At 67.5% G+C, this 16,873-nt stretch carries 15 protein-coding genes; 7 read left to right on the forward strand and 8 right to left on the reverse strand.

All coding sequences use genetic code 11. The features are described from left to right. Positions 1 to 8: 8 nt before the first annotated feature. Genes KEC55_RS29400 through KEC55_RS29415 form a run of 4 tightly spaced genes read left to right on the forward strand, consistent with a single transcriptional unit; the run spans position 9 to position 4,375 of the window. Positions 9 to 308 carry a sarcosine oxidase subunit delta gene (locus tag KEC55_RS29400; protein ID WP_011354096.1) on the forward strand — a complete coding sequence of 100 codons (300 nt, stop codon included), beginning with the start codon at positions 9 to 11 and terminating at the stop codon, positions 306 to 308. Next, positions 305 to 3,316 carry a sarcosine oxidase subunit alpha family protein gene (locus KEC55_RS29405; protein WP_282508588.1) on the forward strand — a complete coding sequence of 1,004 codons (3,012 nt, stop codon included), beginning with the start codon at positions 305 to 307 and terminating at the stop codon, positions 3,314 to 3,316. The genes KEC55_RS29400 and KEC55_RS29405 overlap by 4 nt, the downstream gene beginning before the upstream one ends. Continuing rightward, complete coding sequence (locus KEC55_RS29410) at positions 3,306 to 3,938, forward strand: sarcosine oxidase subunit gamma (protein ID WP_282508589.1); 633 nt, start codon at positions 3,306 to 3,308, stop codon at positions 3,936 to 3,938. Before KEC55_RS29405 ends, KEC55_RS29410 begins: the two co-directional genes overlap by 11 nt. Continuing rightward, positions 3,935 to 4,375, forward strand: a complete 441-nt coding sequence (locus KEC55_RS29415; RefSeq protein ID WP_282508590.1) for a dihydroneopterin aldolase — start codon at positions 3,935 to 3,937, stop codon at positions 4,373 to 4,375. Before KEC55_RS29410 ends, KEC55_RS29415 begins: the two co-directional genes overlap by 4 nt. Positions 4,376 to 4,837: 462 nt before the next feature. Here KEC55_RS29415 and KEC55_RS29420 read toward each other — a convergent pair whose 3' ends face one another. Beyond that, positions 4,838 to 5,950 (reverse strand): alkene reductase, encoded by a 1,113-nt coding sequence (locus tag KEC55_RS29420; RefSeq protein ID WP_282508591.1) that lies wholly within the window; start codon positions 5,948 to 5,950, stop codon positions 4,838 to 4,840. Positions 5,951 to 6,120: 170 nt separating this feature from the next. Between KEC55_RS29420 and KEC55_RS29425 the strand changes: the two genes are divergently transcribed. Next, a complete protein-coding gene (locus tag KEC55_RS29425) occupies positions 6,121 to 6,996 on the forward strand; it encodes a LysR family transcriptional regulator (RefSeq protein ID WP_282508592.1) in 876 nt (291 codons plus the stop codon). A gap of 87 nt (positions 6,997 to 7,083) precedes the next feature. Here the strand turns inward: KEC55_RS29425 and KEC55_RS29430 are convergent, their stop codons facing one another. From KEC55_RS29430 to osmF, 5 genes are all read right to left on the reverse strand, one after another. Next, positions 7,084 to 7,758 (reverse strand): lytic transglycosylase domain-containing protein, encoded by a 675-nt coding sequence (locus KEC55_RS29430; RefSeq protein ID WP_282508593.1) that lies wholly within the window; start codon positions 7,756 to 7,758, stop codon positions 7,084 to 7,086. A gap of 219 nt (positions 7,759 to 7,977) precedes the next feature. Then, positions 7,978 to 8,745: an ABC transporter permease gene (locus KEC55_RS29435; RefSeq protein WP_282508594.1), complete on the reverse strand. Its 768-nt coding sequence runs from the start codon at positions 8,743 to 8,745 to the stop codon at positions 7,978 to 7,980. Continuing rightward, the gene (locus tag KEC55_RS29440; protein WP_282508595.1) at positions 8,742 to 9,689 is read right to left on the reverse strand and encodes an ABC transporter ATP-binding protein; all 948 of its coding nucleotides are present in this window, start codon (positions 9,687 to 9,689) and stop codon (positions 8,742 to 8,744) included. Before KEC55_RS29440 ends, KEC55_RS29435 begins: the two co-directional genes overlap by 4 nt. After that, positions 9,686 to 10,864 (reverse strand): ABC transporter permease, encoded by a 1,179-nt coding sequence (locus tag KEC55_RS29445; RefSeq protein WP_282508596.1) that lies wholly within the window; start codon positions 10,862 to 10,864, stop codon positions 9,686 to 9,688. Before KEC55_RS29445 ends, KEC55_RS29440 begins: the two co-directional genes overlap by 4 nt. Then, positions 10,861 to 11,784 (reverse strand): glycine betaine ABC transporter substrate-binding protein OsmF, encoded by a 924-nt coding sequence (gene osmF, locus KEC55_RS29450; protein ID WP_176048421.1) that lies wholly within the window; start codon positions 11,782 to 11,784, stop codon positions 10,861 to 10,863. The genes KEC55_RS29445 and osmF overlap by 4 nt, the downstream gene beginning before the upstream one ends. Before the next feature lie 166 nt (positions 11,785 to 11,950). Here osmF and KEC55_RS29455 point away from each other — a divergent pair, with 166 nt between their 5' ends. After that, positions 11,951 to 12,880 (forward strand): 2-hydroxyacid dehydrogenase, encoded by a 930-nt coding sequence (locus tag KEC55_RS29455; RefSeq protein ID WP_282508597.1) that lies wholly within the window; start codon positions 11,951 to 11,953, stop codon positions 12,878 to 12,880. 21 nt (positions 12,881 to 12,901) lie between these two features. On the opposite strand, the gene KEC55_RS29460 is transcribed toward KEC55_RS29455, so the two are convergent. Together KEC55_RS29460 and KEC55_RS29465 are read right to left on the reverse strand one after the other, a co-directional pair. Continuing rightward, a complete protein-coding gene (locus KEC55_RS29460) occupies positions 12,902 to 13,270 on the reverse strand; it encodes an NUDIX domain-containing protein (protein ID WP_282508598.1) in 369 nt (122 codons plus the stop codon). 329 nt (positions 13,271 to 13,599) lie between these two features. Next, complete coding sequence (locus KEC55_RS29465; RefSeq protein ID WP_282508599.1) at positions 13,600 to 15,564, reverse strand: Xaa-Pro dipeptidyl-peptidase; 1,965 nt, start codon at positions 15,562 to 15,564, stop codon at positions 13,600 to 13,602. 494 nt (positions 15,565 to 16,058) lie between these two features. Between KEC55_RS29465 and KEC55_RS29470 the strand changes: the two genes are divergently transcribed. Continuing rightward, positions 16,059 to 16,868, forward strand: a complete 810-nt coding sequence (locus tag KEC55_RS29470) for a hypothetical protein (protein WP_282508600.1) — start codon at positions 16,059 to 16,061, stop codon at positions 16,866 to 16,868. Positions 16,869 to 16,873 lie beyond the last annotated feature (5 nt).

The raw sequence follows: 16,873 nt of genomic DNA on the forward strand, positions 1-16,873 counted from the left end.
AAAGAAACATGCTGCTGATCGAATGTCCGTGGTGCGGGCCGCGCGCCGAATCCGAGTTCTCGTGCGGCGGTGAAGCCGACATCGTGCGCCCCGTCAACAACGAGAACATGACCGACCGCGAATGGGGCGAATACGTGTTCATGCGCGAGAACAAGCGCGGGCTGCACAAGGAGCAATGGCTGCATGCGCAGGGCTGCCGCCGCTGGTTCAAGGCCACGCGCGACACGGTGACCTACGATATCAAGGGCTACGAAAAGTTCGGTGGCGAAGCTGCCGGCAACGCACACGAAGAGGGCACGAGCAAATGAGCCAGAAAGACCGCCTCGGCACCGGTGGCCGCATCAATCGCGCGATTCCGCTGACGTTCACGTTCAACGGCCGCACGTATCAAGGCTTCCAGGGCGACACGCTCGCGTCCGCGCTGCTTGCGAACGGTGTGCACTTCGTCGCGCGCAGCTTCAAGTACCACCGTCCGCGCGGGATCGTGACGGCGGATGTGGCCGAACCGAATGCCGTCGTGCAGCTCGAATCGGGCCCGTATACGGTGCCGAATGCACGCGCGACCGAGATCGAGCTGTACCAGGGGCTCGTCGCGACGAGCGTGAACGCCGAGCCGACGCTCGAGAACGACAAGTACGCGATCAACCAGAAGTTCTCGCGCTTCATGCCGGCCGGGTTCTACTACAAGACGTTCATGTGGCCGCGCAACATGTGGCCGAAGTACGAAGAGAAGATCCGCGAAGCGGCCGGCCTCGGCAAGGCGCCCGAAGTGCTCGACGCCGATCGCTACGACAAGTGCTACGCGCATTGCGACGTGCTCGTGGTCGGCGGTGGCCCGTCGGGCCTCGCCGCCGCGCATGCGGCCGCGACGGCCGGCGCGCGCGTGATTCTCGTCGACGACCAGCGCGAACTCGGCGGCAGCCTGCTGTCGTGCCGCGCCGAGATCGACGCGAAGCCCGCGCTGCAGTGGGTCGAGAAGATCGAGGCCGAACTGCGCAAGCTGCCCGACGTGACGATCCTGTCGCGCAGCACCGCGTTCGGTTATCAGGACCACAACCTCGTGACGGTCACGCAGCGCCTGACCGATCACCTGCCGGTATCGATGCGCAAGGGTACGCGCGAGCTGCTTTGGAAGGTCCGTGCCAAGCGCGTGATCCTCGCGACCGGTGCGCACGAGCGTCCGATCGTGTTCGGCAACAACGACCTGCCGGGCGTGATGCTGGCTGGCGCGGTATCCACGTACGTGCATCGCTTCGGCGTGATGCCGGGCCGCAACGCGGTCGTGTTCACGAACAACGACCGCGCGTACCAGACCGCGATCGACCTGAAGGCATGCGGCGCGAAGGTGACGGTCGTCGATTCGCGCGCGTCGTCGAACGGTGCGCTGCCGGCCGCTGCGAAGCGGCAGGGTGTGACGGTGATGAGCGGCGCGGTCGTGACGGCCGCATCGGGCAAGTGGCGCGTATCGTCGGTCGACGTCGCGTCCCTCACGAACGGCCAGGTGGGCGGCAAGCTGCAGACGCTGCCGTGCGACCTCGTCGCGATGTCGGGCGGCTTCAGCCCCGTGCTGCACCTGTTCGCGCAGTCGGGCGGCAAGGCGTGCTGGAACGACGAGAAGGCATGTTTCCTGCCGGGCAAGCCCGTGCAGGCGGAAGCGAGCATCGGCGCGGCGGCCGGCGAATTCGGCCTGGCACGCGCGCTGCGGCTCGCGGTCGACGCAGGTGCGGAAGCCGCGAAGGCCGCGGGCTACGTGGCCGCGCAGCGCCCGGTCGCTCCGCAGGTGGCCGAAGCAGTCGAAGGCGCACTGCAGCCGTTGTGGCTCGTCGGCAGCCGTGAGGCCGCGGCACGCGGGCCGAAGCAGTTCGTCGACTTCCAGAACGACGTGGCGGCCGCCGACATCCTGCTCGCCGCGCGCGAAGGCTTCGAGTCGGTCGAGCACGTGAAGCGCTACACGGCGATGGGCTTCGGCACCGATCAGGGCAAGCTCGGCAACATCAACGGGATGGCGATCCTCGCGGGTGCGCTCGGCAAGACGATTCCCGAAACGGGCACGACGACGTTCCGCCCGAACTACACACCCGTGTCGTTCGGTACGTTCGCGGGTCGCGAGACGGGCGATTTCCTCGACCCGATCCGCAAGACCTGCGTGCACGAATGGCACGTCGAGCACGGCGCGCTGTTCGAGGACGTCGGCAACTGGAAGCGGCCGTGGTATTTCCCGAAGAATGGCGAGGACCTGCATGCGGCCGTGAAGCGCGAATGCCTGGCGGTGCGCAACAGCGTCGGCATCCTCGATGCATCGACGCTCGGCAAGATCGACATCCAGGGCCCCGATGCGGTGAAGCTGCTGAACTGGATGTATACGAACCCGTGGAACAAGCTCGAAGTGGGCAAGTGCCGCTACGGGCTGATGCTCGACGAAAACGGGATGGTGTTCGACGACGGCGTGACCGTGCGCCTCGCCGACCAGCATTTCATGATGACGACCACGACGGGCGGCGCGGCGCGCGTGCTCACGTGGCTCGAACGCTGGCTGCAAACCGAATGGCCCGACATGAAGGTGCGGCTGTCGTCGGTCACCGATCACTGGGCGACGTTCGCGGTGGTCGGCCCGAAGAGCCGCAAGGTCGTGCAGAAGGTGTGCCAGGACATCGACTTCGGCAACGAGGCGTTCCCGTTCATGAGCTACCGGAACGGCACCGTTGCCGGCGCGAAGGCGCGCGTGATGCGGATCAGCTTCTCGGGCGAGCTGGCCTATGAAGTGAACGTGCCTGCGAACGCGGGCCGCGCGGTGTGGGAAGCGCTGATGGCGGCCGGCGCCGAGTTCGACATCACGCCGTACGGCACCGAGACGATGCACGTGCTGCGCGCGGAGAAGGGCTACATCATCGTCGGCCAGGATACCGACGGCTCGATCACGCCGTACGACCTCGGGATGGGCGGGGTCGTCGCGAAGTCGAAGGACTTTCTCGGCAAGCGCTCGCTTGCGCGGTCGGACACCGCGAAGGAAGGCCGCAAGCAGTTCGTCGGCCTGCTGACCGAAGACGAACAGTTCGTGCTGCCGGAAGGCGCGCAGATCATCGCGAAGGACACGCAGGTGTCGGCGGTCGATCCGACGCCGATGATCGGCCACGTGACGTCGAGCTACTACAGCCCGATCCTGAAGCGCTCGATCGCGCTCGCGGTGGTGAAGGGCGGCCTGAACAAGATGGGCGAGAGCGTCGTGATTCCGCTGGCCAACGGCAAGCGCATCACCGCGAAGATCTCGAGCCCGGTTTTCTACGATACCGAAGGGGTGCGCCAGCATGTGGAATGAAACGAGAAACCAGACGCAGGTAGCGGGCGCGGGCGGCGTGACGCTTGAATCGCCGTTCGTCGGCGCGGCCGACGTGCTGAAGCCGCACCAGGCGCGCGCATCGAAGAAGTTCGCGCTGCGCGAGCGGCCGTTCCTCGATCTCGTCAATGTGCGCGGCGAGTTGGGCGATCCGGCATTCGTCGCCGCGTTCGAGCGTGTGGTCGGTTGCCGCCCGCCCGCGGCGCCGAACACGGTTGCGCGCGGCGCCGAGTACGACGTGCTGTGGCTCGGCCCCGACGAGTGGCTCGTGCGCTCGAACGGGCCCGTTCAGGCCGGCGTGCTCGAAGCGAAGCTCGCGGAAGCCGTGCAGGGTTCGTATGCGGCGGCCGTCGATGTCGGCAGCGGCTATACGGTCGTCGAGATCAGCGGCGAACGCGTGCGCGACGTGATCGCGCGCGGCTGCCCGCTCGATCTGCATCCGCGCGTGTTCAAGCCGGGCCAGTGTGCGCAGTCGCACTACTTCAAGTCGCCAATCACGCTGATCCCGACCGGCGACGACACGTTCGAGATCGTCCTGCGTCGCAGCTTCGCGGACTATTTCGTGCGCATCATGCTCGACGCCGCGGCGCCGCTCGCATCATGAAGCCGTTCGACGAACCGTTCGTGGCGATCGACGCGCCGCGCCTGCGCGGGCGCGGCTGGAGCGTGTTCGTCGACGAACTGAAGGTGCCCGCGCGGATCGGCATTCATGCGCACGAGCACGAAGCGCCGCAGCCGATCGTGATCGATGCGCGGCTCGGCTATCGCTGCGAGCCGAGCGAGCAGGGCGAGTGGATCGATTACGACGGCTATTGCGCGCGCCTTGCCGCGTTCCTGTCGCACAAGCCGCATACGCGGTTGCTGGAGACGCTCGTCGCCGATATCGCGGTGCTGTCGTTCAAAGAATGGCCGGCGCTGGAATCGTTGATGCTGTCGGTGTACAAGCCGAAGATCCGGCCCGGTACGAAGCGCGTCGGCGTGTCGCTCGACTGGACACGCGGCGATTACCTACGGTGGACGGGGGCGGCGGGGCAGCTGTGAGCGGGCGGGGCGGAGAGGCATTCCGCCTGCGCGATTGCACATTGTTCCTGGAATATCGGAACAATGGCACGCTGGTGGTTGCCGCTTGTCTTTATTCTTGAAATATCGGAACAATACTGGAACATCACGCACACTCGCACTCGGCCCGGTAGACACGCAAGGCCATGCCGTTTTGCGGGTCGCCGAAAAGTACGTCGAGCGCGAGAGCCGGCTCGAAGTCGATACATGCTCGGATCACACGTCACCCGCACAACGCCGTAACGTTACGCTCGACTATCGCGATGGCGCCTACCGTATTCCGGACGCCATGCGATATGCCGATTGATCGGCCGCTTCCGCTCCGTTCAACGTGACAGGTGGCGAGCAATGAGACGTTCGGTGTTTGACGGATATCGCGCGGTTCACCGGCGATAGTTGCGAAACAGTTCAGGCGTGTCGCAGCTATCGCCCCGTGCAATCGCGTCAAGCCGCAGCCGCCCCATCCAGCGCCGGATAATCCACATACCCACGTGCATCGCCGCCGAAGAACGTGTCGCGTTGCGCGTCGTTCATCGGTGCACCCGTCTTCAGGCGCGTGACGAAATCCGGATTCGCGAGCACCATCTGGCCGTACGCTTCGAGATCGGCGAGACCCGTCGCGACATCCGTGCCGATCGCATCGCGCGTGCGGCCCGGCCGGTTCACGATCAGCGTGCCGTTCCAGTGTGCGCGCAGGTCCGCAAGCAGCGGCTCGTCGCCCCCGTGCATCACGTGCAGGTATGCGAGGCCGAGGCGGTTGAGCTGCGCGGTCAGGTGGCGATACAGGTCCGCGCTTTCCGGACCTTCGTCGATGCCCCACAGCGTGGTGCCGGGCGACAGGCGGATCGCCGTGCGATCCGCGCCGATCTCGTCGGCGATCGCCTCGGCCACCTCGATCGCGAAGCGCGCGCGGTTCTCGATCGAGCCGCCGTACGCGTCGGTGCGCGTGTTCGCGTTCGGCGCGAAGAACTGCTGGACCAGATACCCGTTCGCACCGTGGATCTCGACGCCATCGGCGCCGGCCTCGATCGCGCGGCGCGCGGCGATACGGAAGTCGTTCACGGTGTCGCGCACTTCGTCCGTCGTCAGCGCGCGCGGCGTCGGAATCTCCTGCATCCCTTTCATCGTGAACATCGGCACGCCCGGTGCGATCGCGGAAGGCGCGACGCCCTGGCGATGATGCGGCGTATTGTCGGGGTGCGACATGCGCCCCACGTGCATCAGCTGGATGAACAGGCGGCTGCCGCGTGCGTGCACGCGCTCGCTGACCGCCTTCCAGCCGGCGACGTGCGCATCGGTGTAGATGCCGGGCGTCGTCAGGTAGCCCTGGCCGTCGTCCGACGGTTGCGTGCCTTCGCTGACGATCAGGCCGAGGTCCGCACGCTGCGCATAGTATTCGGCGGCCAATGCGCCGGGCGTGCCGTCGAATGCGGCGCGGCTGCGCGTCATCGGCGCCATGACCAGGCGGTTCTGCAGGTCGTAGCGGCCGACGCGGACCGGAGCGAACAGTCGCGGCGCTTCCTGGCCGGCTTGAGCGGGAACGAAAAGCTGTTTCATCGCGTATTTCCTCATCGAAGTTCAGGTGACGGCACCGGGGCGGTGCCGCATCGGGCGAGGGTCGCGCAGGTCGCGCCGGCCGTGACGCCATACCCGCATCATCCATTGCTCCTTTTTCGAGATAAAGTGGGTGTCATGGAGAACATTGATCCATTGATGGAGCATTCGAGATGGAACTGCTGAACGACATGGCGTTGTTCGTGGAAGTCGTGAAGGCGCGCGGCTTTCGCAGCGCCGCGCAGGCGCTGGGAATGCCGAATTCGACGCTGTCGCGGCGGATCGGCGCGCTGGAAAAGGCGATCGGCTTGCGGCTGCTGCACCGCACGACGCGCCGCATCGAGCTGACGGAAGCCGGGCAGCTGTATTTCGAGCGATGCAAGCGCATCGTCGACGAGGCGCGGCTCGCGCACGAGCAGCTCGGCGGGCTGCTGGCCGAACCGGCGGGCGTGCTGCGCGCGTCGTTCCCGGTCGATTTCGCGGTGATCTACCTGACGCCGCTGCTCGTCGAATTCGCGAACCGCTACCCGAAGCTGACCTTCGATTTCGAGCTGACGTCACGGCGCGTCGACCTCGTGAGCGAGCCGTTCGACGTCGCGATCCGGATCGGCGAATCGGCGGATTCGCAGCTCGTCGCGCGGCGCCTCGCGACGTTCCGCAACTACCTGTATGCGTCGCCGCGCTATCTCGAACGCGCGGGCGAGCCGCTCGAACCGGGCGACCTGGCGCAGCACCAGTGCATGAGTGTGCAGCGCCTCACCGCGTGGACGCTGCGTCGCGGCGAGCAGGCGGTCGACGTGCCGGTGGGCGGTCGGTTCGTCGTGAACAGCGTGGGCATGAACCGCCAACTGGCCGTGCACGATGCGGGGATCATCCAGCTGCCGGAGGAAGTGGTGGCCGACGATGTCGCCGCCGGCCGGCTGCGGCGCGTGCTGCCTGAATGGGAGGGCGCGCTCGTGCCCATCTTCGCGATGACCGAAACGCGTTTGCTGCCCGCGAAAACGCAGGTTTTCATCGAGTATCTGCGCGCGCATTTCGCGCAGGCATGACAGGTGCCCGGCGGCGGTCGCTCTTGCGCAGGTGACGTGCTTCCGCTTGCGCGGGACCGCAGGCGGACGCGGGTATGGAAGCGGGAATTACTGGCTGTTGCGCGCCGACGCAGGCGGCGACGTATCGCTGACCGGTATCAGGCGGCCCTTCGTGTCGCTCGGCGCCTTGGCGGCTTTCGCGTCGTCGTCGGGCTCGAGCACGAACCGGAACGAATCGACCCGCTGCATCACTTTCGCCGCGTACGCGTTCGACCCGCCATAGCTCTTCAGCCCGGCCTGCACGTTGCCGCCGGCCGCCTTCACGTAGCCCGACAGGATCGCGGAACCGGCTTCGACGTTCGCGTTCGGCTCGGTCAGATCCTTCACGTTGCGCAGCAGGCCGCGGTGTGCGGCCGGCACGACCTGCATCAGCCCGGTCGCGCCATGCTGGCCGCGCGCCTTTTCCTGGAAGCGCGATTCGATCGAGATGATCGCGTAAACGAGTGCGGGAGGAAGCGAATATTTCGTCGCAGTGACGCTCACGATGTCGGCGAGCTTCGTGGCTCGTTCCTTCGCCACGCCGAATTTCTTCGTCAGGTAGGTCGTGATGCGGCGGTTTGCTTCGTTCGGCTGATCGTTGGCGTTCGCAAGCGGCGCGGAGGCGACGGACGGCGCTGATGCCAGTGCGTCGGGCGCGGATGCAGGCAGCGCGAGCGCTTGCTGCGCCGATGCCTGATGCGCGATGCCGAGCGAAAGCACGATCAGCGAGAGAAACCGTCGCATGGTGAAGTGCGGGGAAATGGGAGGCGCATAGTATATCGACCAATCAACACGGGTTGTCGAACGTCGGCTCGAATGAAAGCAGCATGTAGGTTTGTTTCGGCGCGTAACGATGCGGTGGGGCGATCGTTGCGCGGACACGCATCGTAGTCCGGATAGACGCCGTTCAATCTCGCGCTGACGTTATTTAACACGCGCGCAAGGTGTGCTGCGCCGCAAACCTTACGCGCGACGCGCGGTCGCCACCCGTGCCAGTGCACCGATCGCATCGCTGACGAGCACCGCGAGCAGCCCGACGATCACGCCGCCCTGCAGCACGAACGCGGTGTTCGACGTCTGCAGGCCCGCGATGATCACGTCGCCGAGCCCGCGCGCGGCGACAGTCGAGCCGATCGTCGCGGTGCCGAGATTGATCACGACCGCGAGCCGGATGCCGTTGACGATCACCGGAAACGCGAGCGGCAGCTCGACCGACACCAGTTGCTGCCAGCCGCTCATCCCCATTCCGCGCGCGGCATCGACGACGTCGCGCGGCACGTCTTCGAGCCCTGCGATCGTGCTTTCGAAAATCGGCAGGAGCCCGTACAGCACGAGCGCGATCAGTACGGGCTTCAAGCCGAAGCCGACGGCCGGCACGGCCAACGCGAGCACCGCGACCGGCGGGAAGGTCTGGCCGATGTCGACGACGCTGCGCGCGACCGGCAGGAAATCCGCGCCGGCCGGCCGCGTGACGAAGATCCCGGCCGCGACCGCGACGATCGTGCCGATCAGGCTCGACAGCGCGACCGTGCCGAGATGGGCGAGCGTGAGATCGAGCAGGCTCGCGCGATCGTAGATCACGGGTGCGCCGTTGTCCGCGAACGGCGCGAACACACCCTGCAGCCACGCGGGGCGCAACAGCAGCACGAGCAGCAGCGCGAGCGCGGCCGCGCGGGCGACGTACGCGGGAAGTGCCGAACGCGTCGGCCGCATGCTGCCATGCGCCGTCATGCGGGCTTCCTCGCATGCGCGCGGATCGCGTCGAGCGTGATGCGGCGCGCGCCGTGTTCGTTGCGTGCGTTGCCGTCGTCGACGGGCAGTGCATCGACACCGCGCCACAGCAGCTCGGACACCGCATCGCGCAGCGTGCGCGTCGCGGCGATCGGTTCGCCGTCGGCATGGCCGGGTTCGGCCACCGTATCGATCGGCGTCAGCGCGAGCAGGCGCAGCGGTCGGTCGACGCCCGCGACGAGTTGCTCGACGACGCCGGCCGCCGGCTTGCCGAGGATCTCGGCCGGCGGCGCGACCTGCAGCAGCTTGCCGTTGTCCATCACCGCGATCGTGTCGCCGAGCTTCAGCGCTTCCTCGATGTCGTGCGTGACGATCACGATCGTGATGCCGAGGCGGCGCTGCAGTGCGAACAGGTCGTCCTGCGCCTTGCCGCGAATGATCGGGTCGAGCGCGCCGAACGGTTCGTCCATCAGCAGCATCGCGGGCTCGGCCGCGAGTGCGCGCGCGACGCCGACGCGCTGCTGCTGGCCGCCCGACAGTTCGTGGGGCAGCTTGTCCGCGAACTCGGCCGGCGCGAGATGGAACAGGTCGAGCAGTTCGTTCACGCGCGCGTCGATGCGAGCGGACGACCAGCCGAGCAGGCGCGGCACGGTCGCGATGTTGCGCGCGACGCTCCAGTGCGGGAACAGTCCATGCCCCTGGATTGCATAGCCGATGCCGCGCCGCAGTTGCTCGGGGGCGACGGTCGCCGTATCGACGCCATCGATGCGGATCGTGCCGCTGGTCGGCGCGATCAGCCGGTTGATCATGCGCAGGAGCGTCGACTTGCCGCTGCCCGATGCGCCGACGAGCGCGGTGATCGTGCCGCGCTGTATCGTCAGCGACACGTCGTCGACGGCGATGACATCGCCGAAGCGTTTGCCGGCGTGTTCGATCTCGATCATCCTGCACGTCCCTTCGCGAGCGACGTCGCGGCTTCGAACACGACGGCGGCCGCCAGTGCGAGCGCGATCGTCGGGATCGCGCCGAGCAGCACGAGATCGGCGGCCGACTGCCCGATCCCCTGGAAGATGAAGGTGCCGAATCCGCCGCCGCCGATCAGTGCGGCGACCGCGGTCAGGCCGATGTTCTGCACGAGCACGATGCGCACGCCGCTCAGGATCACCGGCAGCGCGAGCACGAGATCGACACGCAGCAGCCGCTGCGCACGGGTCATGCCCATCGCACGGGCCGCTTCGGTCACGTGCGGCGGCACCTGCCCGAGCCCGACCACGACACTCGATGCGATCGGCAGCAGCGAATACAGGAACAGCGCGAGCACGGCCGGCGCCACGCCGATCCCGCGGATGCCGAGCGCGGCCGCGAGCGGCACGTGCGCGGCGAGCAGGCCGAGCGGCGCCATCATCAGCCCGTACATCGCGATGCTGGGGATCGTCTGCACGACATTGAGCACGGGCATCGCGACGGTGCGCACGGCCGCGACCCTTGCGCATGCGATGCCGAGCGGCAGGCCCGCGACGAGCGCGGCGGCCACCGAGCCGCCTGCCAGCGACACGTGACGGATCGCCTCCCGCCAGAAATCGTCGTTGCGCACCGCGTATTCGCGCATCACCGAGAGGCTGTCCCACCAGCCGCTTGCGAGCGGCGCCGAAATCGCTGCTATCGCGACGACGAGTGCGACGAGTCGCCGCCACGGGCCGAACGCGAGGCGTGCAAGTGCGTCGGCGATCAGCACGGCCCAGGCGAACAGCAGCAGCCAGACGCCTGCGTCGGGCGAGACGCGCGCGAGCATGTCGTCGGGTGCGACGACGTGCGTCGCGGCCGCGCCGACCGCATACGCGAGCGTCGCGAGCCCCGCGCAGCCGGCCGCGAGCCGCCAGGCGGGACGGCTCGCCGTCATCACCCAGAGCGCGCCGGCGGTCCACAGCGCGGCGAGCGCGGCACCCTGCATCGGCGGCAGCGCGGCGAACACCGACAGCCCGGTGCCGGCCGCGATCCGGTTCGGCCGCAGCACCGCGAACGAGAGGCCGAACACGGCGACGATCGTCAGTACCCCGATCAGGATGCCGACCTTGTCAAGCGTGACGCGCCGCGCGGACGCCGCCGCGCGACCCGTCATTTCACGAAGCCCTTCGCTTTCAGGTAGCTTTTCGCGACGCCGGCGGCCGGCTCGCCGTTGATCTGGATGCGCGCGTTCAACGACTGCAGCGTCTTCAGGTCGAGGCTCGCGAATACCGGTTTCAGGTAGTCGGCGATCTGCGGATGCGCCTTCAGCACGGCTTCGCGGATCACCGGCGCCGGCGCGTAGACGGGCTGCACGTGCTTGTCGTCGTCGAGCACCGCGAGGCCGCTCGATGCGATGCCGCCGTCGGTGCCGTAGACCATCGCGGCATTCACGCCGTCGGTCTGGTTGGCGGCGGCCTTGATTGTCGCGGCCGTGTCGCCGCCGGACAGCACGACGAGTTGCTCGGGCTTCAGCTTGAAGCCGTACGCTTTCTCGAACGACGGCAATGCGGAAGCGCTGTTCACGAATTCGGCCGATGCCGCGAGTTTTACCTTGCCGCCGCCGGCCACCCACTTGCCGAAATCGGAGAAGGTCTTCAGGTGCTGCGATTGCGCGACGGGCGCGAGCAGCGCGACGCCCCATGTGTTGTTCGCGGGCGCCGGCGCGAGCCACACGAGATGGTTCGCCGCGTAGTCGAGTTTCTTCGCGGCGTCGTAGCCCTGGCTCGCGTTCTTCCACAGAGGATCGTCGGCCTTGTTGAAGAAGAACGCGGCATTGCCCGTGTATTCGGGGTAGACGTCGATCTCGCCGCTCGTGAGCGCCTTGCGCACGATCGGCGTGGTGCCGAGCGCGATCTTTTCGGTGACGGGGATGCCGTGGGCCTTCAGCACTTGCGCGATGAGGTTGCCGAGCAGGTTGCCTTCGGTGTCGATCTTCGACGACACCACGACGGGCGTGTCGGCGTGCGCGCCGGGCGCGACGAGGGCGGCGGCGAACGCGAGGCCCAGGATCCGGGCGGGCAGGGCGAGCTTCATCAGGGCCAATCTCCAGGACGGGGGCGTACGCCGAAAGTTACTTGACTGAACGGGCTTTGGCAAACCGCGTGCGGCGGCGTGTCCACAGACCGTGTGGGGATAACCCGCATCCGCCACCTGCGCTTGTTACACTGAAATTCGTTCCTGCCTGCGGACACTTGCTGACATGAAGCCCGAGCTGCTGGTCCTCATCGTATTGCGCGGCGACGCGCACCGCGAGATCGCCGCGTCGTTCGACGTGCGCTACGCCCCGACTGCCGAAGAACGCGAACGCGCGATCGCCGAACACGGTGGCACGATACGCGCGGTGCTGACCAACGGCAGCACGGGGCTCACGGCCGCCGAGATCGACCGGCTGCCGCAGCTCACGTTCGTCAGCGCGCTCGGCGCGGGCTACGAGCACATCGACGTCGCGCATGCGAAGGCGCGCGGCGTCACGGTGGTCACGGGCGCGGGCACCAATGACGATTGCGTGGCCGATCACGCGTTCGCGCTGCTGCTCGCGGCGGTGCGCAACGTCGTGCAGCTCGATGCGAAAACCCGTGCCGGCGTGTGGCGCGAAGGGTTGCCGATGCCGCCGAACGTGTCGGGCAAGAAGCTCGGCATCGTCGGGCTCGGCAAGATCGGCGAGAAGTGCGCGCGTCGCGCGGCCGGCTTCGACATCGAGATCGGATATCACAACCGGTCGGAGAAGCCCGTTCCTTACCGCTATTTCGATCGAGTCGATACGCTCGCGCAGTGGGCCGATTTCCTGATCGTCGCGACGCCGGGCGGCGCGGGCACGCGGCACCTGATCGACCGCACCGTGCTCGATGCGCTCGGCCCCGGCGGTTTTCTCGTCAACGTGTCGCGCGGCAGCGTTGTCGATACCGCTGCTTTGGCAGATGCGCTGCGCGAACGGCGCATCGCGGGCGCGGGGCTCGACGTGTACGAAGGCGAACCCGAGCCGCCACGCGCGCTGACGGATCTCGACAATGTCGTGCTGACGCCGCACATGGGCGGCTGGTCGCCCGAGGCGCTCGATCGGTCGGTGCAGCAGTTTCTCGACAACGCGGCGCGGCATTTCGCGGGGCAGCCGGTGTTGACGCCGGTGTGATGGCCGCGGGGCGGGCGCGGATCAGCCCGCCTGCCTGCAGAATGCCCAATAGAACTCCGGCAGGTTCGCCGGCCTGTCGGCATCGAGGTCGATCCAGCCGAACTGGTTGTGCTCGTCGCTCAGTACGATGTCGTGACGATCGACCTGACACTCGAAGCACACGATGAGCACGCGCTTGCCCGGCACGACCTCGCACGAGCGGCTCGCGACGTAGCGGAGCGCCGACGCGACGATCCCGCATTCTTCCCGTACTTCGCGCGTGACGGTTTCCTCAAGCGATTCGCCCGCTTCGGGCCAGCCGCCCGGCAACTCCCATTCGTCGCGTGGATTGCGCAGGAACAGGACCGAGCGTCCGTCACGGACGATGGCTTTCGCGCTGAGGGGGATCATATGGGTTCACCGTTTGCGTTCGACTGTCGCAGCCTATAGGGCCAGGGCCTGTTCACGCTAATAACGGGCTTGCGAACGTGCCTTGCCGGCTGCAGTGCAAGAAGCAAGGAGCGCCGTTTGGCCGAGCCAAACAAGCGACGCGCGACGCCGCAATGCGGCCGGCAAGGCACGTTCCCCTGTTTGGAAAAAAATCATTCGTGGGGCCAGCGCAAGCCCGTTATTAGCGTGAACAGGCCCTGGGTGCTCCCTTTTTGCAGCGATCCCCCGCCTGCGCCAACGAGTGCGCAGACGGGGGAGGTGGCGCCGTTACGCCGGCAGCCGGCGTGCGATTACACGCCCGCCGACGACGATGCCAGCGGCACCGTCACCGACGTGCCGGCCGGATCGAGCGTCAGGCCCGTGCCCGGCGTCGGCCGCAGCGTAGCCTCGTAGTCGCTGGACAGGACGACGAGCCCGAGCCGGTGGCCGGCTTCCAGCTTGTAGTCGCGCGGCATGAACGTCAGCTTCAGGTCGTACGGCAAGCCGGGCAGCACCGGTTCCGACAGCCACTCGGACAGCCGGTTGCGCGGGTCGGTCCAGGCACGCGTGACAATCGTGGCCGTGCCGTCCGGCGCGCGATCGACCAGCAGCGCCGTTACGTTGGCGACGCCCGTGAAGGTCAGCCTGACGCGGGCGGTCGCGGCGCCGGAGAGGCGTGTCGCGGCCGTCAGCGGCGCGGTTTCGAAGCGGCTGCGGTTTTCACCCGTCGGCGTGTTCGCCAGCGTGAGCGCCGGAATGCGCGCATCGTCGGTGAAGCGCGTGAGCGGGCCGCCGGACGGCAGCCGCAGCAGCGTGCCGGTGCCCGCGCCGTCGCCGCCCGCGAAGTACGTGACCGGCGTCGCACGGCGTGCGGCCCAGTCGGCCTCCTTCAGCAGCGTGCCGTCGGCCTGCTCGATCACCGCGCGCGGATCGCGTTCGACGCCGTTGTTGTAGCCGATCAGGTAGCGCGTGAACCAGCGGTTCACCTCCGCGGTCCACGCTTCGCCCATCGCCGGCACGCGCGTCGGGTCGGTGTGCTTCAGGCGGTGCAGCCACAGCTGCGTCGGCACGCCCTGGCGCCGCATCGCGAGATACCACGATGTCGACTGGTCGACGCGCACGTTGTCGTCGGTCAGCCCCTGCGCGACGAGTGCCGGTGCAACCGCGAGCGCGGTCGGGATGTCGCGCGCGGCCCAGAACGGCGAGTAGTCGCCGGTCTTGCGGTCTTCCTGCTGCAACGCTTCGTCGATCAGGTGCGTGCAGCGCTCGGGATGCGCGTTCGTCAGCAGCGCCTTGATGTACACGTCGACGTCTTCGCCCTGATAGCCTTCCGGCGCGCGCACGAGCCCGCCCGAGCGGTAGTAGCCGTACATGTTCGTCAGCCCGGCGATCGGTACGATCGCGTCGAGCCCGCGCGTGCGCAGGCTTGCGACCATCTTCGGCAGCGTGCCGTCGTACGACACGCCGTACATGCCGACGTGGCCCGTCGACCAGTTCGCGACGACCGTCTTGCCGTTCGCGTCCTTCGCGGTCGCGTCGCGGCCGAGCCAGCGGATCACCGACGCCATCGCGACCGATTCGTCGCGCGTCAGGATCGTCGGGCAGCCGTCCGAGCCGGCGGTGCCGAGCGAATCCGCGTAGACGATCGTGAAGCCGCGCGGCACGAAGTAGCTCTCGATCCACGAGCGGCCGGCGGCGGCCGCTTCGACCTGCTGCAGCATCCGCGACTGCGGTGCGGCGGCCATGATGCGCGTGGACGCCGATGCCGGTGCGCCGGCAGCCGCGGCCGGATGCGGCGTGCCGTCGAGTTCGACGTCGACGTTGTGGTCGGGGCTGTCGGCAAGCCCCGCGTAGTACGGGCTTGCGAGCACGATGACGGGCGTGCGTGCGCCGTTCGCGGTTTCGGACGGCCGCACGATGCGCACATGGATGCGGTCGCGCGTGCCGTCGCCGTCGGAATCGACCGGCGTGTCGACCCACGCGTTTTCCTCGATCGTGCCGCCCGACAGCGACGGCTGCACCTGGCCGTTGCTGATCACCGGCTTGTAGCGTCCGTTGCTGGCCGGATTCGCGTACGGGACCCCGGACGGCGACACGTGCGACGCAAGCGACTGCGCATCGGCTGCCGCTGCGGCGGCAGCCCCCTCCTGTTGGCCCTGCGCGAGTGCGGATACACCCGCCACGCTGCCGTCGTCGCCGCCGCACGCGGCGAGCGTCGTGGCGGCCACGAGCGCGGGAAGCCACGCGCGCCGGAATCCGGTTCGATGAATGTTCATTGAATCGACCTCGTCTCTTGTGATTGTCTGGAACCGGCGCGGCTCGCGATACACCCCCTGCGGCCTGGCCGGGTACTGCGTCGGATGAAGCGGAACTGCACCATCAAAAGCGGCGGACGGGACGCACGGGCGTCTCGCCCCGAACGGAACGCGTCAGCGCGGCGGCACCACGGAGTGAATGCAGGAGTGCGAATCAAATGTGGGCATGCCCGAGCTTCCTTCAGGTTTCAGATGAAACGGAACGGCACGATGCGATGAGGCGGGAATGTTGCGAACGGCGGTGCAGCAACGGCAGGAAAGCGCGACGCGAGTCGGCGTGGCTGGCCGGATTGCTTTCCGGAAGCTTGCGCAAAAGTTATCTCAGTGAAATGTTCGTGTCAAACTTTTTTAGTTTTAATCAAACAAAGTTTCAGCATGGGTGCGGGCTGCCTTCTCAACTTTCGTGGCATCCGACCGTAAACCGTGACAAACAGTCTTAAAGAAGAGAGAGGGCAATGACGATTTCGGTCACGGCAGCGGGCGGCCTGTCGCTCGCGCAGATGGCACAGGCGGCGCTCGACGGGCGCCAGGACACGGATGCGACGGGCTCGGGGAATCCGCCAGGCCAGCCGCTTACCGTCAGGGCGCTGGATCCTGAAGCGATGCAGGCGGCGCTGACGAAACAGTTGTCAATGGTCGGCGACCTGACGATGAAGCTGCGCGGCGTGACCGACCCGCTCGCGGCGAGCATGCAGGAGATCGTCGCGAAGCGCCCGGACCTGGCGGACGCGTCATTCGACTTCACGACCGACAACGGCCAGATCAAGGTCGAATCGACGAGCCTTGCGGAAACCGATCGCGCCTGGATCGAGTCGACGCTGAACGCGAATGCCGGCCTCGTGCTCGCGACGAACGCGTTTCACGAGCAGGCAGTCGACCTCGCCGCGCAGGGGGCGGCCGTGCGTGGCGACACGTTCACCGACAGCGACCGCGCGGCGGCCGGCCGGAACGCCGATGCGCGCTTTCATTTCATGAGCCTGCTCAACGCGTCCGTCGCGCGCAACCAGCCGCTGGCGTCCGGCGAGCACCTCGTTGCGCAAGACGGCACGCCGCTGACGGTCGGGCAGTCGGCCGGCACCGCGCGCGGCACGCTCGCGTTGCTGAATACGGCACGCCAGCTGTCGTCGGGCACGGCGATCCTGGTCGACCGGTCAGGTCGCGAGACAGCCGGCATGCGTGCCGAACTCGTCGACGTCGGCCTCGACGTGCTTGCCGGCTACACGCCGGACGGCAGCAGCAGCGTCGGTTTCCACGAGACGGCCTAACGCGC

Origin of the sequence: Burkholderia cepacia (assembly GCF_029962485.1) — a bacterium.
In the GTDB taxonomy this organism is placed as follows: Bacteria; Pseudomonadota; Gammaproteobacteria; order Burkholderiales; family Burkholderiaceae; genus Burkholderia.